This window comes from Bacillus sp. C1 (genome assembly GCF_054570475.1).
The window spans coordinates 372,502-394,042 of the sequence record NZ_JBTMZT010000001.1; the positions used below are offsets into that span (position 1 = coordinate 372,502).

The window sequence follows — 21,541 nt, forward strand, 5'->3', positions numbered from 1 at the left end:
TTTGCTTTTTGTTATAATGATGAGGTCGCCCTAAAATATATTCTTTATTTTAAGGCAGATTGGTTTACAACGATAGTAAGCTATACTATAATTCAAATAGAAGTAAATCGGAATCATTCTGAATTAAAATAGGTGAGATGCTATGAATAATATATTAGAAATTGAAGGATTGACATTTTGGTACGAAGAGCGCAATGTGTTAGAAGATATTCATTTGCAAGTTCCGCAGGGAGCTTTTTTAGGTTTGGTTGGGCCAAATGGATCTGGTAAATCCACCTTGCTAAAATGTATATTAGGTGTTTTAAAGCCGAAGAAGGGAAGCATTCGGTTATTTGATGTTGATAGTAAAAAGTTTAAAGATTGGAACAAGATTGGTTATGTATCACAAAAGGCAAACAGCTTTAATTCTGGTTTTCCAGCAACTGTGTTTGAAGTTGTTTCAATGGGGCTTGTCTCTAAAAGAGGATTATTTCGCTTTTTAACAAAAGAAGATAAAGCGAAAGTAGTTAAGGCAATTGCAGATGTAGGAATGAGTGAATTTCAAAATCGTAACATTGGGGAACTTTCCGGTGGACAACAGCAACGTGTATTTATCGCGCGTGCGCTTGTAAGTAGCCCAGAATTACTGATTTTGGACGAACCTACAGTGGGAATTGACGTAAAGAATGTAGAGAGTTTTTATGAGATACTAGAAGATTTAAATAAAAAATTAGGGATTACACTAATTCTAGTTACACATGATATGGGAGCTGTAACAGAGAAGGTAACGCATGTTGCATGTTTAAATCAACATTTACATTTCCACGGAAATGTTGAGAAATTCCGAGAGTTAGAAGATGCCGAAATGTCCGTTTTATATGGGCATCATGTTCATCGTTTAGAGCATGATCACGAGCATCACGGGAGGATACGATGATACAGGATTTTTTACAATATGATTTTTTACGTAATTCTTTATACGCTGGTATTTTAATAGGACTTGTTGCCCCTTTAATTGGTGTATTTGTTGTTATTCGCCGATTATCACTCATTGCGGACGCTTTAAGTCATGTGACTTTATCAGGGATTGCTGCAAGTTTGTTACTGGAAAAAACGATTTTTACAGGTGGATTTTTAAATCCGTTATATATGGGGATGATTTTTTCAATAGGTGGAGCGCTATTAATTGAAAAGTTACGTACTGTATATAAACATTATCAAGAACTGGCAATTCCGATTATTCTTTCAGCTGGGATGGGGATTGGAGTTATCTTCATTTCGCTTGCTAATGGATTTAATACAGATTTATTTAGTTATTTATTTGGTAGTGTGAGCGCTGTAACAAGTACAGATTTACTTCTTATCGGGATTGTAGCAATCGTAGTTATTGCAACGATTATTTTATTATATAAAGAGTTATTTTTATTATCATTTGACGAGGAATATGCTGTATCAACAGGACTTGGTGCAAAATGGATTCACTTTATTTTCATTATTTTAGTTGCGCTCGTTATTGCGATATCGATGCGAGTTGTTGGGGTTCTTCTCGTCTCATCTTTAATGACGTTACCAGTTGCTGCAAGTATCCGCATTGCAAGAGGATTTAAACAAACAATCTTCTTTTCCATTTTATTTGGTGAAATCTCCGTGGTAGGCGGGCTATTCGCTTCTTATCAGCTTGATTTAGCTCCAGGCGGTACAATTGTTATGCTAGCAGTTCTTATTTTAATCGGTGCAATCTTATGGAAGAAGAAAAAAACTGCATAAAGTGGGGATAGTTATGAATCTGACAGAAGCTTTACGCCTTATGAAGGAAAAAGGCTATAAACACACTGGAAAAAGAGAAGAAATGTTACGATTATTTGCAGCTCATAATCGTTATTTAACTGCAAAAGACGTTTTAGAGCATATGAAAGACGATTACCCTGGATTAAGTTTTGATACAATTTATCGTAATTTAACAGTATTTGCTGAAATTGGTGTTTTAGAGCAAACAGAACTAAATGGAGAAAAACATTTCCGGTTTACATGTTCTATTATGGAACATCATCATCATTTCATTTGTTTAGATTGTGGCGGTACAAAAGAAATAACATCCTGTCCAATGGATGTTATGAATAAAGATTTTACAGGATATGAGGTAACAGGTCATAAGTTTGAAATATATGGACGTTGTCCGAAATGTGCGAAGTAAAAGACTCGCCAGTTATGAAACTGACGAGTCTTTTTCTATAAAGAAAAGGCTGCTTGTAAAATATAAGCAGCCTTTTTTATTACTGTTCTTGTTTTTCTTTTTCTTGATTTGCAGCCATTTCAGCAGCAATTACATCAATTTCTTTTTTCAGTTCTTCTACCATTGTTTCTTCAGGTACTTTGCGAACGACTTTTCCTTTGCGGAATAATAAACCTTCTCCGCGCGCACCAGCAATACCGATATCTGCTTCACGGGCTTCACCAGGACCGTTTACAGCACAGCCAAGTACAGCAACTTTAATTGGTACTTTCAGTGTAGAGATGTATTCCTCTACTTCATTTGCAATACTGATCAAGTCAATTTCAATACGACCGCATGTTGGGCAAGAAATAAGCGTTGCAGCATTTGATGCAAGCCCAAATGATTTTAACAGTTCACGAGCAACTTTTATTTCTTCAACTGGATCAGCACTTAATGAAATACGAAGTGTATTACCAATGCCTTTACTTAAGATCGCTCCAAGACCTGCAGCGCTTTTTACTGTTCCAGCAAATAGCGTTCCAGATTCTGTAATACCTAGATGCAACGGGTAATCAAAAGCACGAGCAGCTTTTTCATATGCCTCAATTGCTAAGTTAACATCAGAGGCTTTCATCGATACGATAATATCGTGGAAATCTAAGTCCTCTAAAATTTTAATATGATGCAGTGCACTTTCAACCATACCATCTGCAGTAGGGTATCCATATTTTTCTAAAATATGACGTTCTAATGAACCGGCATTTACACCAATACGAATTGGAATACCTCGTTCTTTTGCTGCATTTACAACAGCTTCTACTTTATGGCGGCGACCGATGTTTCCTGGATTGATACGTACTTTATCAATGCCACCTTCAATTGCTTTTAATGCAAGGCGATAATCAAAGTGAATATCCGCAACAAGTGGAATATTGATTTGTTTTTTTATATCAGCAATTGCGTTTGCCGCACGTTCGTCTGGGACAGCAACGCGGACAATTTGACAACCCGCTTCTTCTAAACGTTTGATTTCAGCAACAGTTGCTTCTACATCATGCGTTTTTGTTGTTGTCATACTTTGTATAATTAATTCATTATTACCGCCAATTGTTAAATTACCGACTTTAACAGGACGTGTTTTTGTACGATGAGTCATTTCATTCACGAATAGATCGCTCTCCTTATAAAAGAAGTTTCTTATTTTTCCCTTCATATCACATATAGTATATGTGATATGAAGCAATAGAAACCTATATGCTCGGTTTCACTTTTACTATTGTATCAGCGCCTTCATGTAATTGACAAGGATTAAGTGATGGTTCATTGATATAAGGGGAATTTATAAGGATTTCCAATCTGTATTTTTGTTGCAGCTGTATTTTTATTTAACTGTTTAAAATCATCGATGACTTTTTCAATAGAAGGAATTTTGTTCTTATTAATTGCCTCTGTAATGGATAAAACAGTATCTCCTGTTTTGACTTCAATGACTTTATAGGATGCGTCAGCTTTTTTTTGTTCTTTCGTGCTGGTTTTTTCTTTTTTTTCAGTTTGAGTAGCTGTGGCTTTTTTGTATGAACTTAACATTGGTAAAGTACCAATTTTTATATCGTAATAAAATACGTAACCGAGAACAAGCACGAGTAAGAGCGCACCAAGTCTCTTCATATTCCTCACTCCTTTGTAGGAAATATATGCTTGTCCAAAAAAAAAATGCCAAAATGGCATTTTTTATAGTTCTTGTTTTTCTTTCGGTTTTGGTATTTCTTTAATTGCTAAGTATAGAATGATTAAAGTAACTGCAATGTAAAGAAGTGTAGATTCAGGAACATGTACTTCGAGTAAGTTCATAACCATAAAGAAGATAGTTGGGATTGTATAACTATAAGCAGTTAGCGTCCATACTTGTTTGTAAGATAATTTACGTTGACCACTCATGGCCGAGCCAATGAATGCAAGTAGTGTAACGCCTAAAAATGTAATGAATAATTGGAATAAGTAAACGAAAGTTCCGATAACAAGCATTAATATTGGGGATATGCTATCGAAGAAGGAAACGAAGCTTTTTAGATCCTTTTTCTCGAGAGAAGCACCTAATAGGTCGTTATAGGAATATGTTTGTGTTTGACCGTTTGCCTTAGAAATAACTTTGTCTTTGAGAATGAATAAACCTGTTTTTGTATTATATTTTTCTGCGCTTGTTGCAGTTGGATCAAATACAAACATAGACTTTCCATCTTCTTTTTCAATCGGCTTATCAATATTTGCTTTTAACTCTCCGTTTTCAATTTTAAATTCTGGAATTTCTTGTTCAAGTGCTTGATTTACCATCCGAGTACCATCTTGAAATGCACTTCCGTACCATAACGTTCTTGGAATAGTGGTAATGAGGCAGAGCAACATAATATACAGAATCGTTTTTTCGATTTTTTGAAAACGGAAAAGCGCCATGTCTTTTGGTGAGTATAAACTTTTTATTAGCTGAGTAAATATGGACATAGACTCACTTCCTTTGGGGTATATGTAGATTTATGTATAAAATCATTGTAACTTACGCATCTAGAGAATCACAAGTTCTATCGCGTATTACGTTATATGTAGAGGAAGAGTTTTATCCCGCTATTTGCGGACAGTAAGACTCCCGCCTCAAAGTTCAGCTCATGTAAAGAAGTTAGGTGGAAATCGGGATATGAACAGAAAAATACAATTGACACTTTTCTTTTTTGTATGGTAAATTTATCTTATATTTTTGAATTGATATATCTTATGATTTATAGTTGCCTCTAAATGTTCTCTGGAGGTTTGGTGGTGCAATTTAATTTGTATACATAATTCTGGACCCTTAGCTCAGCTGGTTAGAGCAGACGGCTCATAACCGTCCGGTCGTAGGTTCGAGTCCTACAGGGTCCATATCCATTTCGCATGTTTATCATGTAGAAAAGAAGCTTCCTTGCAGAAGGAAGCTTTTTTTACGAAATATGTGAGCATTTTGTTTGAAAAGAAATGGGGATTTTGCTACGTTAATAATAGCAAGACAATGTGATTTAATTTGTTTTCACCCTATGGCAATTAGGGTAGAATGAAGTTGTATGCCAAGCTATTTTGGCAATACATAAAATGGGAGGAATGTAACAATGGCAAAACATGAATTACCAAATTTACCTTATGCGTATGATGCTTTAGAACCTCACTTCGATAAAGAAACAATGAACATCCATCATACAAAACATCACAACACGTATATTACAAACTTAAACGCTGCACTAGAAGGTCATGCAGAACTAGCTGATAAAAGCGTTGAAGAATTAGTTGCAAACTTAAATGAAGTACCAGAGGCAATTCGTACTGCAGTACGTAACAACGGTGGCGGACATGCGAACCACACTTTCTTCTGGACAATTTTATCTCCAAACGGTGGTGGACAACCAGTAGGTGAACTTGCAACTGCGATTGAAGCGAAATTCGGTAGCTTTGATGCATTCAAAGAAGAATTCGCAAAAGCTGGTGCAACTCGCTTCGGTTCTGGTTGGGCTTGGTTAGTAGTAAACAATGGTGAGCTAGAAGTAACAAGCACTCCAAACCAAGATTCACCTTTAACAGAAGGTAAAACTCCAGTTATTGGTTTAGATGTATGGGAGCATGCTTATTATTTACATTACCAAAATCGTCGTCCTGACTACATCGGTGCATTCTGGAATGTTGTAGATTGGAACGCAGCTGAAAAACGTTACCAAGAAGCTAAATAATATCGCTTGAACCGTTTTAGGTGAATCGATATAGAAGAAGCTAGGGGGATAATTCTCCTAGCTTTTTTTGTATGCTTTCTTTTACATAATTGTGTTTGTCTTTGGAAGACTAGAACATGAAGTAAAGGAGAGTTATGTATGAAGTGGAAACATGTAATTGGCGATGTCGAGGTGAATCGTGATTTAATATTGTTGCTTGTTATGGGGGGATTATATACGCTTGCGATTTCTTTATCTAACACGTTTGTTAACATTTATTTATGGAAACAAACGCAAAACTATGTGAACCTCGGTTTGTATAATTTAGCAAGTGTTGTATTGCAGCCATTAACATTTCTTTTGGCAGGAAAATTGGCAAAGCGGATAGATCGTGCGATTTTATTGCGAGTGGGAGTTGGAACGTTAGCGACTTTTTTTATTGTTGTTTTACTCGCAGGAACGCATGCTTCACATTACATTTTATTACTTGGTAGTCTTCTTGGAATTGGATATGGTTTTTATTGGCTTGCATTTAATTTATTAACGTTTGAGATTACGGAACCTGAAACGCGTGATTTTTTTAACGGTTTTCTCGGTCTTTTAACGTCCTTCTCCGGAATGATTGGGCCGATAGCAGCAGGATATACAATTTCGCGTATGGAAAAGTGGAGCGGCTATACGGTTATCTTCTTTCTTTCATTAACTTTATTTGCAATTGCTGTTGTCATAAGTTTCTTTTTATCGAAAAGAGAATGTGAAGGACGTTATGAAATTGTTCAAGTTTTGAAAGAACGTAAGATGGATAAAAACTGGGGAAGGATTACACGTGCGCATTTTTTTCAAGGATTAAGAGAAGGAACATTTATTTTTGTTATTTCTGTATACGTTTATTTAGCATCAGGAAGTGAATTTGGATTAGGAAAGTATAGTCTCGTCAATTCAGCTGTATCTTTCATATGTTATTATTTGGTAACTCGTATATTAAAAAAAGAATGGAGAAAAAAGGCAATCTTACTTGGGGGCATTATTTTATATACAGTTGTATTTTTAGTTATTTTTCATGTTACATATGTAAAATTACTCATTTATGCAGCATGTATTGCCATTGCTTATCCAATTTTGCTCGTTCCATATGGTTCTATGACATATGATGTAATTGGAAGAGCAAAGCAGGCGAGAGAGTGGCGTGTTGAGTATATTGTTGTACGAGAGCTATGGCTGAACGGCGGGAGAATATGTTCGATTTTAAGTTTCTTATGTGCAGTCTCATTTTTTGCACCAGAGAAAAGCTTACCTGTTTTATTATGTATACTTGGAGCTGGACATTTACTTATTTATTTTGCCGTTAAAAATGTCACATACGGAGAAGGAAACCCAAACAAGACAGGGATTCCAGCGCCTGAAACAACGCAAAATCATACGGAACGAGAAGGTTAACTTCTTCCGGGTTTTATGCTAGAATAAAAAGACATGTAAAACAGCAGTGAGGACACCTGTAGTAAGGTGTCCCTTTCCTATTACATAGCTGTTGGTAGAGGGGGTTCGTATGAGTAAGAAGAAGAAAAAAAAGAAAACCCACGTTCCGTTTCGGCTTAACGTGTTGTTTTTCTGTGTGTTTTTACTGTTTTCAGCGATTATTGTGAAGCTTGGTATGGTACAAATTGTCCATGGTGAAGATTACAAAAATGAGGTTGAAAAAAAGGAAAACTCAACAGTAAGTAATCCCGTTCCACGAGGGAAAATCTTTGACAGATATGATCGTGCAGTTGTAGATAATAATCCTGTTCGCACCATTACGTTTACAAGGATGAAGGGATCAACTTCGGAAGAGCGTATAGAAACAGCGAAAAAACTGGCGAAGCTAATCGAAGTATCACCAGATAAATTGACAGAACGTGATAAAAAAGATTATTGGATTTCTTTAAATAAAGAAGAAGCCGAGAAAAAAATGACAAAGAAAGACCAAGCGGAATTTAAAGCTAAGAAAATTGATGATAAAGAAATGGCAGAACGTCAGCGAAATCGCGTGACAGAAGAAGAAATAAATCAATTAACACCAGAAGATTTAGAAGTACTTGCAATTAAGAGTAAAATGGATAGCGGCTATGCAATGACGCCGCAAATTATCAAAAAAGACGTAACACCAGAAGAATATGCGATTATTAGTGAAAATTTAGCATTGTTACCGGGTGTAGATACGACGGTTGATTGGGACCGCAAATATACGTATGATGATATGTTCCGCAGTGTACTCGGGGGTGTAACAAGCTCAGATGAAGGCTTGCCAAGAGAACGATTAGATTACTTCCTTGTACGAGATTATAATCGTAATGACCGCGTTGGTAAAAGTTATATTGAACAACAATATGAGGATACACTTCACGGTACAAAAGAAGAATTACGAAATATTACCGATAAAGACGGGAACATTTTAGAAACAATAAATGTTTCGAAAGGACAACGAGGTAATGATCTGAATTTAACAATTGATATGGAACTACAAAAACGTGTAGAAGAAATTCTTGAAAAGAACTTACTGAAATATCAAGGTTCCGAACCGCTTTTAGATCGTGCATTTGTTGTAATGATGAACCCGAAAAATGGTGAAGTTTTATCTATGGCTGGAAAGCAGCTTGTAGAAGAAGATGGAAAAACAGAAGTAAAAGACTATGCATTAGGAACAATGACAAGTTCTTATCCGATGGGTTCCACTGTAAAAGGGGCAACAGTACTGACTGGATATCAAACAGGAGCGATTCAGCCTGGAACAGTATTACTAGATGAACCGATTAAGTTAAAAAGTACAAAATTAAAATCTTCTTGGAAAACAATGGGGGCCATTGATGATCTTACTGCTTTAAAAATGTCATCTAACGTATACATGTTTAAAACAGCGATGAATCTTGCAAAAGTACCATATGTTCGAAATGGTACATTAGATATTAAGAAAAAGTCATTTGACGAGATGCGTTATTATTTCAGTCAATTTGGCCTTGGAGTGAAAACAGGTATTGACTTACCGAATGAAACAGAGGGGTATAGAGGGCCGGAATACACACCTGGTCTCTTATTAGACTTAGCGATTGGGCAGTATGATAACTATACACCACTTCAGCTTGCACAATATGTATCTACAATTGCAAATGGTGGTTATCGTATGCAGCCACAAGTTGTAAAAGAAATTCGTCAGCCAACATCGAAACCAGACGAAGTTGGATCAGTAATCCAATCAATGGAACCGAAAGTGTTAAATCGAATTGATATGCCTGAAGAACAAATTAAACGTGTGCAAGAAGGATTTAGACAAGTGTTCAATGAGCAGGGTGGTACTGGAACGAAATACTTTACTGGTGCATCATATAAAGCGGCTGGAAAAACAGGAACCGCTCAAATACCTTATGGTGGTGATAAACCGGGCGGAAGAGAAGCAAATGGTCAGCGCAAAATCATTTATAACTTAACGTTAGTGGGTTACGCGCCGTATGATAATCCAGAAGTGGCATTCTCTGTTGTTGTTCCGTGGGTAAATGATGATAAAACTGGTATTAATGGATACATTGGTCGTGAAATTATGGACGCTTACTTTGATTTGAAGAAACAAGAAGTAACAGGAGTAGCACCGACAGAGGAAAAAGGCAAAAAAGGAAATGAAGAATAAAAATATGTAAATTTGGCACACTATCTCAAAAGATAGTGTGCTTTTTTTGTATTTTATGCATAGAGTGTAGTAATGGTGGACGAGCATATCCGATATATAAAATAGGGTGTTCATCGTCTAATCGGTTATATCGTTACGTTTGGAGAACAGAAACGGAAATGAGAAAGGAGGAGCATATTCCTCTACATTACGTGGAACTTTACAAAACTTTTACAAATTATTAAAACCGAATTAATAGTTCGGCATTATTCTTATATTTGTAATCCTGTTATTTCAGGATACTTCTAGGAGGAACTACACGTGAAGTGGGCCAAAAAATCTATTAAGATTTTAGTGATAGCAACATGTTTCATGTTTTCATATGTGTCTACTCCATCTGCTGCTTATGATGTGAGGGAAGTGAAGATTGATGGATCCTCAACTGTTTTTCCTATTATGGAGGCGATAGCAGAAGAGTACACAAAAACGGAACCACGTGTGAAAATTTCTATTAGTATATCTGGGACAGGAGGAGGGTTTCATCGTTTCGGAAAAGGTGAAGTGGATATTAATAATGCATCGCGCAAGGTGAAACAAGTAGAAGAAAACTTTATAAAGGAAAATTCCATCGAGTTTACACCATTTGAAATTGCTTACGATGGTCTCACAATCATTGTGAATCGTCAAAATACATGGGCTGATAATATGACAATAGACGAATTACGCCGATTATGGAGCGAAGATGGGAAAACGAAACGATGGTCACATATTCATCCAGGATGGCCGCATGAAACGGTGCAATTTTATGCGCCAGGTGTTGATTCTGGTACGTATGATTATTTTCAAAGTGTTGTTTTGCAAAACAATCGTCTTGCAAAAACAACTTCTTTATCTGAAGACGATCAAGTCATTATGCAAGGAGTAATGAATGATAAAAATGCAATTGCATTTGTGGGATACGCATATTATATGGCGAATCGAGATAAGGTAAAAGCGATAAAAGTAAATGGAGTTTTACCAACGAAGGAAACGATTCAATCAGGTGTATATAAACCGTTGTCTAGGCCACTATTTGCTTATGTGAATCATGCTTCGATTCGAAATAAAAGCAGTGTGGCAGAGTATGTGGCATTTATGATGCAACACGCTGGCGAGCTTGCTGAAGAAGTAGGATATGTTAAATTACCACAAAAGAATTATAGTGAACAGCTGCGAAGGTTAACAGAAATAAAAAGATAATGTCAGGATGGAAAGGGGTTTTCATCTTTGGCCCGAAATGACAAAAGTCAAATTACATTTTCTGTGCGACATTTGATTGAAGGAAATACAATCAAAAGAAAAAAGACGCAGCGAATCAATCAAATGGTTCCGTTACTATTAAAGGCAATTGCTAGCGTGTCGATTATAACGACAATCGGCATAATCGTTACACTAGCAAACGAAACAATTATGTTTTTTCGTGAAATATCAATGTATTCTTTTTTTACTGAAAAAGAATGGTTACCATTTTTTGAAGAACCTAAGTTTGGAATACTTCCTCTTATATGCGGGACCGTACTTGTAACAACAATTGCGATGATCGTAGCCGTTCCAATTGGACTAGGTTGTGCTGTATTTTTAAATGACTATGCTTCGCACATTGTTAGAAGAATGCTAAAGCCTATGTTAGAACTATTAGCAGGTGTTCCTACAATCGTATATGGATTTTTTGCGTTAACGATTGTCACACCGGTTTTGCAACGTGTCATTCCAAATTTACAGTTTTTTAATGCAGTTAGTCCTGGGATTGTAATAGGGATTATGATGGTGCCGACAATCGCCTCCCTTTCTGAAGATGCGATGAGGGCTGTATCTAAAGGAATAAAAGAGGCTTCACTTGGGTTAGGAGCAACGCGTTTTGAAACTATACGCAAGGTTGTGTTCCCGGCATCGTTTACCGGCATTACGGCTGCAATTTTATTAGCAGCTTCACGTGCGATTGGTGAAACAATGATTGTTGTCATTGCTGGAGGTTCAACCCCAAATGTATCGATAGACCCGACGCATTCTATCCAAACGTTAACGGCTTATATTGTACAGGTAAGCTTAGGTGATGCTCCGCATGGAACGACCGCATACTACAGCATGTACGCTGTGGGCGCGACGTTACTTATGTTTACTTTCATGATGAACATCATTTCGCAGCAGATTATGCGCCGTTTTAGAAAGGTGATATAACATGCGAATGTTGAATCATGAGCGAATAAAAGAAAATATGGCATCACGTTTTTGGAAGGATCGAATATATAAGTTAATCTCGTATATGACAATGCTATTTTCGATTTGCATACTCATTTTATTACTGTATCAAATCTTTGAAAAAGGTGTAAGTTACCTTTCGATAGACTTTTTTATGAACTTTGCTTCACGTAACCCAAAGCATGCTGGTATTGCCGCTGCATTATCAGGAACAATTTTATTTATGAGTATAGTAGTACCAGTTTCCTTTATATTTGGGGTAGGTACAGCTCTTTATTTAGAACATTATGCGAGACAATCTATGTTCACAAGAATTGTAGAATTAAATATTCAAACATTAGCGGGTGTACCGTCAGTTGTGTTTGGATTACTTGGTTTAACCATTTTTGTATATGGTCTTCAGTTAGGTGAGAGCATAGTAACAGCAGCGTTGACAATGAGTCTTCTTGTACTGCCAACTGTCGTCGTGTCAAGCCAAGAAGCGATTCGTATGGTACCGAGCTCACTATTAGAAGCTTCGTACGGCGTTGGTGCTACAAAATGGCAGACAATGTATAAGGTTGTATTACCAACTGCTTTGCCAGGAATTTTAACGGGGTGTGTTTTAGCGCTATCAAGAGCCATTGGAGAAGCGGCGCCACTATTAGTCATTGGTGCACTTGCCTTTGCTAACTATATCCCACTCAATATGTTTGATAGATTTACAGTTTTACCGATTCAAATTTTTAATTGGATGAGTAGACCACAAGAGGAATTTCAGCATGTAGCAGCAGCCGGTATGATCGTTTTATTAGGATTGTTGCTTATTATGAATGGAGTTGTCTTATGGTTGCGAAATCGTAAGTAGTGGATGAAAGGGGAATTCAAAATGGTAGCAACAGTAGTAAATGTACAGGTGAAAAATGAAGCGAAAGTTGAGTCAGTAACGAAGAAGGTTGTCTTCGATTCGAAAAACTTAAACTTATGGTATGGAGAAGATCATGCGTTAAAAGATGTGAATTTAAGTATTCATGAGAATGAAGTAACAGCTATTATTGGGCCGAGTGGTTGCGGAAAATCAACATATTTAAAAACGTTAAATCGCATGGTAGAACTAGTACCTATCGTCCGCACAACAGGAGTAATTGAATATCGAGATCGAAATATTTTTGATAAGTCATATCCTGTTGAAGAATTACGTACACATGTTGGAATGGTATTTCAAAAGCCGAATCCATTTCCAAAGTCTATTTATGAAAATGTTGCTTATGGTCCAAAGATTCATGGTATTCGTGATAAGAAGACACTGGATGAAATTGTTGAAAAAAGTTTACGTGGTGCGGCGATTTGGGATGAATTAAAAGACCGATTACACGATAATGCATATGGTTTATCTGGTGGACAACAGCAGCGTTTATGTATTGCACGTTGTTTAGCAATTGAGCCAGATGTCATCTTAATGGATGAACCAACATCAGCATTGGACCCGATTTCTACATTAAAAGTTGAAGAGCTTATTCAAGAGTTAAAGAAAGATTTTAGTATTGTTATTGTAACGCATAATATGCAACAAGCGGCACGTATCTCTGACAAGACGGCTTTCTTCTTAAGTGGTGAAGTGGTTGAGTATACAGATACAAATAAACTATTTACGACGCCTACAGACAAACGAACAGAAGATTATATTACAGGCCGATTTGGTTAATATCATCTAGCAGTAAGAATAAATGCCCCTCTTAAAAGGGGCGTTTATCATTTTTAGGAATAAAGGGGGAAGAAACATGGTAAGAGATCAATTTCATTATGATTTACAAACATTGCAGCAAAAGGTAATTGAACTAGGCGAATTAGCCAGGGCAGCTCTTTTTCTTTCTATGGAAGGGCTTCAAAAGAGAGATTTAGAAAAAGCGCTAGAAGTTATCGATGGGGATTATCGCATGGATCATTTAGAGGAAGAAATTAATGACCTTGCCCTTATGCTCATTACAAAGCAGCAACCTGTTGCAAGTGATTTACGAAGAATTTTTGTTTCGATTAAAACAGCAACAGATTTAGAACGTATTGCCGATCATGCTGTGAATATTGCTAAATCAACAATTCGGCTTGGAGAAAAAGAGATATCTGTTAGTTTGCACAATCTAGAACAAATGTTTACGATCGCAACAGACATGCTACATTTATCGTTAGAAGCATACCGGGAAGAAAATTTAACGTTTGCAAAACACATTGCAGAAATGGATGATTCCGTTGATGAAATATACGGGAGAGCGATTCGGGAATTTATTTCCTCTATCCCTGAACATCCTGAAGCGATTACGCAAATTACACAGTTATCTTTTATTGCACGTTACATTGAGCGTGTGGCAGATCATATTACGAATGTTGCTGAGAATGTTTTCTATTTGGTGAAAGGGAAACATTATTTATTAAATGAGTAGGAAGAAAATGTTAGCAAGTGATAAAACATCACTTGCTTTTTTAGTCAAAACATGACAAAAAAAGCTCGTTGTCTTGTTGGATCTATGATGATAAGATGTATCATAATGTGATAGGAGGAAATGGAATAATATTAGGTAGCTTTTGTTTTTGGCTGCTGGTAACCCACTTACCTCAAAATTAGGTCGAGAAACGTTTAGAAAAGTTAGATTGTTGAAGATGAATGAGGATATGGATTCGTTTTTCTCTTATTAAATTATAAAGTAAGCGCTTACGATTTGAACAGAGCGAAAAGATTAATTTTACATAAGTGACATACATATGGTATACAAAGTCGTTCAACATTATAAAAGTGGAGGCTGAATGTATATGAAGGGGGTTATTTTAGCTGGAGGGAAAGGCAGACGTCTTAGACCGTTAACATGTAATCTTCCAAAGCCAATGTTACCGTTACTTGAAAAACCAGTTATGGAATACAATATTGAGTTACTAAGGAAGTATGGTATTCACGAGATTGCGATTACAGTTCAATATATGAGTGATACTATTAGGCAGTATTTTGGTGATGGGAGCAAATGGGGAGTAAAGTTACACTACTTCGAAGATTCACCACCACTTGGTACGGCAGGGAGCATTAAGCAAGCGGAATCGTTTTTAGATGAGCCATTTGTTGTAATCAGTGGGGATGCATTGACGGATTTTAATTTATCAAAAGGAATGGAATTTCATAAGTGTAGGGATAGGCTAGTCACGATGTTTGTGAAGGAAGTGGAAAATCCCCTGTCATTTGGTTCAGTCGTTCTGAATAAAGAGCAGGAAATTATACGTTACATGGAGAAACCGAGTTGGAATGAAGTGGTTTCAAATCTTGTAAATACAGGGATTTATATGATGGACCCCGAAATTTTTTCTTATATTTCCTCAGCGCAATTTTTTGACTTGAGTCAGCATGTATTTCCTCAGTTAGAAAATAAAAAAATGCTCTTTGGATATGAAGCAGAAGGTTACTGGTTAGATATTGGCACATTAGAACAATATCGACAGGCTCAGTTTGATTTACTTACAAAGAAAGTACAGATACCGATTTCTTATACGGAAGTACTACCGATGGTTTGGATGGGAGACGGAGTAACGATCGAAAAGGGAACGAAAATGCATGGACCATCTTTCATCGGAGAAGGAGCAACGATTGGATCGGGAGTAACAATTGAGCCCTATTCAATTATCGGTAAACATTGTACTGTATCGGATTATACGCATTTTCAAAAAAGTATTCTTCTTGCCCATACGTATGTCGGAAAACGCTGTGAGTTATTAGAAGCTACTGTTGGGGAAAATACAATGATTCAAGATGATGTTACTTTATTTGAGAAAAGCGTGGTAGCAGATCATTGTCAGATTGGAAATAATACAGTGATACAGCAAAATGGAAAACTTTGGTCGGGTAAAGTTGTTGATAGTCATTCGATTGTTGCTTCTTCAGGAATTACGGAAAATGAAAAAAGTGCAGGTTGGTTACAAAAAAGTAGGGTAGTAGGTAGAGCTAATATAGAAATGACGCCTCAATTTGTTGTAAAAGTAGCAATGGCATATGGTTCTCTGTTTTCGAAAGGAGAGCGCATATTGTTCGGAGGGTATGAAGGTATAGAAGTTAATATTTTTAAAAAGTTATTTTTACATGCTATTCATGGGGTGGGCTTGTATACGATGGAGTGTCAAGAAATGAACGATTCGGCTTTTCGGTATGCAATGAATGAACTCGGATGTGCCGGAGGTGTTTTCATCCACTTTGAACCAAAAGAAGGAATTGTCATGCGGCTCTATGGTAAAGAAGGGATACAATTATCATATAAACAACAAAAAGAACTCGAACACTTGTATACGTCAGAAGCATTTCATTATGTATATGATAAAGAAATAGGACGAAATGAAATCGTACATGTTTGTTTAGAAAAATATGTTGAATCTATCTTAGCATTTTTGGATATCGAAGCGATACAAAAGCAAACATTTCATCTCCTTATTAATAAAAGGGATGAAATGTTTCAGTCCCTGCTCATCCCCTTCTTGCAAAAATTAGGTTGTACAATTACATGGATTTATGCTGGTGAGCAAAAAGAACATGTTAAATGGTTAATGAAATCAAGTAGAGCTCATATGGCTTTTATGTTTTATGAACAAGGAAGTGAGTTTGAATTATATGATAATCATGGTGGGATTTACCGGAGTGTAAATTGTGAAGAACTCGATGTACCTAATTTATTACTTGAGACATCCGAAAGTGTACATCCATTAGCGCTAAAATTAGGTGAGTGCTATCTTCTTTTTTATATGTACGGTGAACAAAATCGGTTTCAGATGAGATGGAAGCAAGATAGTTTATATCGAATTGGAAAATTATTTGAACTAATTGCTCGAAAAGGAAATACTTTATCGCTAATGTTAGAAGAATCAGCTCCTCTTTATTTATTATGTAATGAAGTTGTTTGCTCTTGGAAAGAGAAAGGGAAAGTAATGGGAATGTTATTGAAAGATATGGAGAAAAGAGAGGTTGAAATCTTAGAGGGAATTCAATTTAAACATACAGAAAAAGAGTGGTCTTATATTGTTTCTGATGCAAAAAAACCAAAATTCCTTGTATATTCACATGCGAGAAATCCAGTAATAGCAAAGGAAAATATGAAAAATCTTATAGAAAAAATTAGACAATATCAAAAGGTGTAGAATTTTTATTTTAAAAGTGGTATTATAGTATAGTCTGATTTAAGTTATTAGTGACTGGAGGGAAATAAGAATGCGTGTGAATATTACTCTAGCATGTACAGAATGCGGAGATCGTAACTATATCTCAAAGAAAAACAAACGTAACAACACGGAGCGCCTTGAGCTTAAAAAGTATTGCAAGCGTGACAAGAAGTCTACGTTACACCGTGAAACAAAGTAAGCAGTAGGAATATTTCCTACTGTTTCTTTTTTTGTAACCCTATTTAAAAGTGATGACATATGAAAAAAATGATAAACTGTTCATAAGAACGTAATTCATTTTTATGATTAAAGATCAATTTTATGGGGGGAAGCGTGTGAAAGAGGAGAAAGTACGTTTACGTAAGAAAATAGTAGAAAAAATGAATTCTTTATCAAAAGAGCAGCACAAAACTTTATCAGAACAAATCGTGTTTTCTTTATATAAACAACAAGAGTGGAGAGAAGCGGAAACAATCGGGATTACTCTTTCGATGGAACATGAAGTCAATACATATGCAATCATCGAACAAGCATGGCGAGAAGGAAAGAAAGTTACTGTACCAAAATGTAATCGAGAGACAAGAACAATGACTTTTCGTGAAATTACAAATTTTGAACAGTTAGAAACAGTATACATGAGTTTGCGTGAACCCATTCCGGCGTTAACAAAAGAAGTAGAGACAAACGAAATGGATCTTCTTTTTGTACCTGGAGTTGCATATACAAGACGAGGAGAACGGATTGGATACGGCGGCGGTTATTATGATCGTTATCTTCTAGAATATAAAAAGAAAACGCTATCATTAGCTTTTGATTTTCAAATTATAGATTATATTCCGACAGAACCGTTTGATCAAAATGTACAAACAATTATTACAGAAAAAGAAATAATTGTTTAAAATGATCTTGTATAGACAAATAAAAATTGACGGGACTTTTTCTTGTTGATTATAATGAAATATGTGAACGTTTTCTTATTATATTTCCATAATAAGTGGACATAGAGGGTGATAAAATGATATCAATTTATGATATTCAACAATTGCTAAAAAAATTTGGAACAATTATTTACACAGGTGATCGAATCGCTGATTTGCAGTTAATGCAAGATGAATTGCGTGAATTAAATCAATCACAGCTGATTGAGCCAAAAGACTATCAAACAGCGTTATTTCTATTAAAGCAAGAGATTCAAAAAGAGATGAGTAAGAATTAGACGAAGGTAGGTTAGCAAAAATGGAAGAAAAGTGGTTAGTTGGCGTTGACCTTGGTGGGACGACGATTAAATTAGCATTTATTAATGTGTACGGTGAAATTTTACATAAGTGGGAAATCCCAACGAATACAAGTGAGCAGGGCAAACATATTACATTAGATGTAGCGAAAGCAATTGATAAAAAGTTAGAAGAACTAGGAGAATTAAAAAGTAAGTTAATTGGTATTGGTATGGGTGCTCCAGGTCCTGTACATGTAGCTTCTGGAATGATTTATGAAGCAGTTAACTTAGGATGGGAAAAATATCCGCTAAAAGACTTATTAGAAGTAGAAACAGGATTGCCTGTTGTGATTGATAATGATGCAAATTTAGCAGCACTAGGTGAAATGTGGAAAGGTGCTGGTGAGGGAGCGAAAGATCTTGTTTGTATGACACTTGGAACAGGCGTTGGCGGCGGTGTCATTACGAACGGCGAAATCGTACACGGTGTAAGCGGCGCTGCTGGTGAAATCGGACATATTACAGTTGTAACAGAAAATGCATTTCCTTGTAACTGTGGGAAGTCTGGATGTTTAGAAACAGTAGCTTCAGCAACAGGTATCGTACGTGTTGCTATGCAAAAATTACAAAATACAGATGAGCCAAGTGTACTTCGTTCTATGTTAGAGGAAGAAGGGCGTATTACATCGAAAGATGTATTTGCAGCACTTGAACAAGGTGATGCTTTAGCGGAACAAGTTGTAGAAAAAGTTGCTTCTTATTTAGGGTTAGCTGTGGCAAATCTTGCTAGTACGTTAAATCCAGAGAAAATTGTAATTGGCGGTGGTGTATCTAAAGCTGGTGATGCACTGTTACAACCAATTCAGCGCTATTTTGAACAGTATGCATTTTCACGTGCTGTTAAGAGCACGAAGCTTGCGATTGCAACGCTTGGTAACGATGCAGGGGTAATTGGCGGAGCTTGGCTTGTGAAGAAGCATAAGTATGAAGTTATGAAATGAAAAGATAGAATCAGTGAGGACGAATCGAAATTAAGGTGAGACAACTGATATTTGTATGATAATGAGAAGAGGAAGGGAAAATTCCCCTCCTCTTTTTATGCAAAATCTTGATGGAGAATAGAACTATAAGTGAATTAATGAGTTGGTGGATACCCGCTATTTAGGACAGTCATGAATGTAAACCATCCGAAAACAAGTACAGTTGCAACAGCGAAACCGCCTGCAAGTAGATTTTTTTCACGTAACGTTCTAAGGGTTGCGAATACAGCTAACAGGGTGACTAGCGTAAAAATAATAACAAGACCCATATTATGATCCCCCTCTGCTCTCTCATTCTTTCGTTTGAGTTTTTGCAATATTTCCTCTTTTATATTGTACATGTTTTAGAAATGATTGTCGAGAGAGCATCGCTTCTTTTCCTAAGGGAAGGAAATGTTGTATCATAAAAGTAAGTTCAATAACTTGGAGGAGATTAAAAGATGAAATGGATACAAATGCCGTTAGGGCCATTACAAACAAATGCATATATTTTAAGTAACAATCAAAAAGAATGTATTATTTTTGACCCAGGTAGTGAAGGAGAGAAACTTGTAGCATATTTACAAGCGGAACAATTAAAGCCGCTTGCAGTTTTATTAACACATGCTCATTTTGATCATATTGGTGCAGTCGATGAAGTGAGGGAGGCTTTTCATATCCCAGTGTATGTACATAAAGAGGAAGCAGATTGGTTAGGAGATGCGACTGTAAATGGTTCACAAATTTTTATGATGAATCGTAGCATTACAGCAAAACCTGCCGATCAAATGATTGAAGGAGAAGGGAATTTAATAATTGGCTCTTTCACATTTGAAATGTTTGAAACACCAGGGCACTCTCCAGGTAGTATTTCATATTATTGTAAAGAGGCAAATGCGGTATTTTCAGGAGATGTATTATTCCAAATGAGTATTGGTCGAACGGATTTACCAGGCGGAAGTTTTGCAGAATTAATTGGGAGCATTGAAGAAAAATTATTTGTACTGCCAGATGACACAGCGGTATTATGTGGACACGGTCCAGAAACAAATATCGGCTTCGAAAAAGAAAATAATCCATTTTTACAATAAGGGGTTATATGGGGATGGAGTTCGTTTTAAGAAAATGGATGGAGAAAGAAAAGGATTATTCGATTTCATATAGTACATATATGAACCTTGCACTGTATGATGAAGATTGCGGCTATTATATGAAAGAACATGAGAAAATCGGAAGAAAAGGTGATTTTTTCACGAGTAGTAATGTTGCCTCTGTATTTGCAAGGACGTTTGCTCACTTTTTTATTCGTTTGATTGAAAATGGAGAAATTTCCCCACACATTTGTGAAATTGGCGGGGGAACAGGGAAATTTGCTTATGCTGTTTTACAAGAGTGGAAACAGCTTTCTCCAAAAACTTTTACGGCATTACGGTATTCTATCATTGAAGTGAGTCCGTTCCATCGAAAAGTACAAAAGCAACAACTTGGTTCATTTTCGAATGTTTCACAGTATTCATCTTATGAGCAGTTAGGAGAGTCTTTTACAGGAATTGTTTTTGCAAATGAATTGTTTGATGCATTTCCCGTTGAAGTAGTGGAGAACCGAGATGGTATGTTGTACGAAGTACGGATTACGTATAACGCTGAAGGAAAGCTTGCCGAAATAGTAAGGCCGATAGGAGAACGGGTAAATAGCTACCTCCGAAAGTATCATATTCAGCTTTCTGAGGGGCAGCGATTTGAAGTGCCAATACGAATGGAAACATATGTACAAGAAGTTGCAGGATGGCTCGAGGAAGGGTTATTTATTACAGTTGATTATGGGTATACAATGGCTACGTTTATGCATCCTGCGCATCATGAAGGAAGTTTAAGAGGGTATTATAACCATAGGCTCATTCGAAATCCGCTAGCGTATCCAGGAGAAATGGATATAACAACACATATTCATTGGGATGCATTGAAGAAAGTAGGCGAAGACGGTGGTCTTCATACAGTGTGGCATACAAAACAAAGGGAGTTTTTACTTGCAGCGGGTATATTAGAACAACTTACTAGTCATCACGATTCCAATCCTTTTTCTGAGAAACAGAAACAAAACAGGGCAATCCGCTCTATGGTTTTACATGGAGGGATGAGTGACGCATTTGATGTTGTTATACAAAAAAAAGGAATGTCACATTTGGATGTAAAGCGTTACTTTCATATATAGAAAAAACAAGACACAGAATCATTCTGCGTCTTGTTTTTTTATACGACTTTAGGATATGTAGTATTGTATATTTTCTCTCATGATATATATTTATATTAAAGATATGAGATGGGAAATATAGAATACGCCCTTTTTTCTTG

22 protein-coding genes and 1 tRNA gene are annotated in these 21,541 nt (G+C 36.3%); 19 read left to right on the forward strand and 4 right to left on the reverse strand.

Annotation, left to right across the window (positions count from 1 at the left end; genetic code table 11):
- Positions 1-142: 142 nt before the first annotated feature.
- The 3 genes from ACX5JI_RS01930 to ACX5JI_RS01940 are packed head-to-tail and all read left to right on the forward strand — an operon-like array spanning position 143 to position 2,173.
- On the forward strand, positions 143-916 hold the full coding sequence (locus ACX5JI_RS01930; RefSeq protein WP_459499416.1) for a metal ABC transporter ATP-binding protein: 774 nt from the start codon (positions 143-145) through the stop codon (positions 914-916).
- The gene (locus ACX5JI_RS01935) at positions 913-1,746 is read left to right on the forward strand and encodes a metal ABC transporter permease (RefSeq protein WP_459499417.1); all 834 of its coding nucleotides are present in this window, start codon (positions 913-915) and stop codon (positions 1,744-1,746) included. Before ACX5JI_RS01930 ends, ACX5JI_RS01935 begins: the two co-directional genes overlap by 4 nt.
- A 13-nt stretch (positions 1,747-1,759) precedes the next feature.
- Positions 1,760-2,173, forward strand: a complete 414-nt coding sequence (locus tag ACX5JI_RS01940; RefSeq protein ID WP_459499418.1) for a Fur family transcriptional regulator — start codon at positions 1,760-1,762, stop codon at positions 2,171-2,173.
- A 79-nt stretch (positions 2,174-2,252) separates the two neighbouring features.
- Here the strand turns inward: ACX5JI_RS01940 and ispG are convergent, their stop codons facing one another.
- From ispG to ACX5JI_RS01955, 3 genes are all read right to left on the reverse strand, one after another.
- Complete coding sequence (gene ispG, locus ACX5JI_RS01945; RefSeq protein WP_459500255.1) at positions 2,253-3,350, reverse strand: flavodoxin-dependent (E)-4-hydroxy-3-methylbut-2-enyl-diphosphate synthase; 1,098 nt, start codon at positions 3,348-3,350, stop codon at positions 2,253-2,255.
- A gap of 164 nt (positions 3,351-3,514) precedes the next feature.
- On the reverse strand, positions 3,515-3,862 hold the full coding sequence (yqfZ, locus tag ACX5JI_RS01950; RefSeq protein ID WP_459499419.1) for a protein YqfZ: 348 nt from the start codon (positions 3,860-3,862) through the stop codon (positions 3,515-3,517).
- 63 nt (positions 3,863-3,925) lie between these two features.
- A complete protein-coding gene (locus tag ACX5JI_RS01955; RefSeq protein ID WP_459499420.1) occupies positions 3,926-4,693 on the reverse strand; it encodes a DUF1189 domain-containing protein in 768 nt (255 codons plus the stop codon).
- Between the two features lie 337 nt (positions 4,694-5,030).
- Here ACX5JI_RS01955 and ACX5JI_RS01960 point away from each other — a divergent pair.
- From ACX5JI_RS01960 to glcK, 14 genes are all read left to right on the forward strand, one after another.
- A tRNA-Ile gene (locus ACX5JI_RS01960) sits at positions 5,031-5,104 on the forward strand.
- Between the two features lie 224 nt (positions 5,105-5,328).
- Positions 5,329-5,940 carry a superoxide dismutase [Mn] gene (gene sodA / locus ACX5JI_RS01965; protein ID WP_193410361.1) on the forward strand — a complete coding sequence of 204 codons (612 nt, stop codon included), beginning with the start codon at positions 5,329-5,331 and terminating at the stop codon, positions 5,938-5,940.
- 138 nt (positions 5,941-6,078) lie between these two features.
- Positions 6,079-7,356 carry an MFS transporter gene (locus ACX5JI_RS01970; protein ID WP_459499421.1) on the forward strand — a complete coding sequence of 426 codons (1,278 nt, stop codon included), beginning with the start codon at positions 6,079-6,081 and terminating at the stop codon, positions 7,354-7,356.
- Positions 7,357-7,465: 109 nt separating this feature from the next.
- Positions 7,466-9,577: a peptidoglycan D,D-transpeptidase FtsI family protein gene (locus ACX5JI_RS01975; RefSeq protein WP_459499422.1), complete on the forward strand. Its 2,112-nt coding sequence runs from the start codon at positions 7,466-7,468 to the stop codon at positions 9,575-9,577.
- 300 nt (positions 9,578-9,877) lie between these two features.
- A complete protein-coding gene (locus ACX5JI_RS01980; protein WP_459499423.1) occupies positions 9,878-10,795 on the forward strand; it encodes a PstS family phosphate ABC transporter substrate-binding protein in 918 nt (305 codons plus the stop codon).
- Positions 10,796-10,822: 27 nt separating this feature from the next.
- Complete coding sequence (gene pstC, locus ACX5JI_RS01985) at positions 10,823-11,773, forward strand: phosphate ABC transporter permease subunit PstC (protein ID WP_459499424.1); 951 nt, start codon at positions 10,823-10,825, stop codon at positions 11,771-11,773.
- 1 nt (position 11,774) lies between these two features.
- Positions 11,775-12,641, forward strand: a complete 867-nt coding sequence (gene pstA, locus ACX5JI_RS01990) for a phosphate ABC transporter permease PstA (protein ID WP_459499425.1) — start codon at positions 11,775-11,777, stop codon at positions 12,639-12,641.
- Between the two features lie 21 nt (positions 12,642-12,662).
- A complete protein-coding gene (pstB, locus tag ACX5JI_RS01995) occupies positions 12,663-13,478 on the forward strand; it encodes a phosphate ABC transporter ATP-binding protein (RefSeq protein WP_459499426.1) in 816 nt (271 codons plus the stop codon).
- Positions 13,479-13,554: 76 nt separating this feature from the next.
- Positions 13,555-14,211: a phosphate signaling complex protein PhoU gene (phoU, locus tag ACX5JI_RS02000; RefSeq protein ID WP_459499427.1), complete on the forward strand. Its 657-nt coding sequence runs from the start codon at positions 13,555-13,557 to the stop codon at positions 14,209-14,211.
- 367 nt (positions 14,212-14,578) lie between these two features.
- A complete protein-coding gene (locus ACX5JI_RS02005; RefSeq protein ID WP_459499428.1) occupies positions 14,579-16,933 on the forward strand; it encodes a sugar phosphate nucleotidyltransferase in 2,355 nt (784 codons plus the stop codon).
- A 70-nt stretch (positions 16,934-17,003) separates the two neighbouring features.
- Positions 17,004-17,153: a 50S ribosomal protein L33 gene (gene rpmG, locus ACX5JI_RS02010; protein ID WP_001265618.1), complete on the forward strand. Its 150-nt coding sequence runs from the start codon at positions 17,004-17,006 to the stop codon at positions 17,151-17,153.
- A 136-nt stretch (positions 17,154-17,289) separates the two neighbouring features.
- A complete protein-coding gene (locus ACX5JI_RS02015; RefSeq protein WP_459499429.1) occupies positions 17,290-17,853 on the forward strand; it encodes a 5-formyltetrahydrofolate cyclo-ligase in 564 nt (187 codons plus the stop codon).
- 116 nt (positions 17,854-17,969) lie between these two features.
- The gene (locus ACX5JI_RS02020) at positions 17,970-18,170 is read left to right on the forward strand and encodes a YqgQ family protein (protein ID WP_016116335.1); all 201 of its coding nucleotides are present in this window, start codon (positions 17,970-17,972) and stop codon (positions 18,168-18,170) included.
- Positions 18,171-18,190: 20 nt separating this feature from the next.
- Positions 18,191-19,171 (forward strand): glucokinase, encoded by a 981-nt coding sequence (gene glcK, locus ACX5JI_RS02025; protein ID WP_459499430.1) that lies wholly within the window; start codon positions 18,191-18,193, stop codon positions 19,169-19,171.
- Positions 19,172-19,305: 134 nt separating this feature from the next.
- On the opposite strand, the gene ACX5JI_RS02030 is transcribed toward glcK, so the two are convergent.
- A complete protein-coding gene (locus tag ACX5JI_RS02030) occupies positions 19,306-19,479 on the reverse strand; it encodes a DUF2759 domain-containing protein (protein ID WP_459499432.1) in 174 nt (57 codons plus the stop codon).
- A 171-nt stretch (positions 19,480-19,650) separates the two neighbouring features.
- On the opposite strand from ACX5JI_RS02030, the gene ACX5JI_RS02035 reads away from it, so the two are divergent.
- Positions 19,651-20,280, forward strand: a complete 630-nt coding sequence (locus ACX5JI_RS02035) for an MBL fold metallo-hydrolase (protein ID WP_459499433.1) — start codon at positions 19,651-19,653, stop codon at positions 20,278-20,280.
- Positions 20,281-20,288: 8 nt separating this feature from the next.
- Positions 20,289-21,401, forward strand: coding sequence for a class I SAM-dependent methyltransferase (locus ACX5JI_RS02040; protein ID WP_459499434.1), 1,113 nt, complete (start codon positions 20,289-20,291; stop codon positions 21,399-21,401).
- The last annotated feature ends 140 nt before the right edge of the window (positions 21,402-21,541 follow it).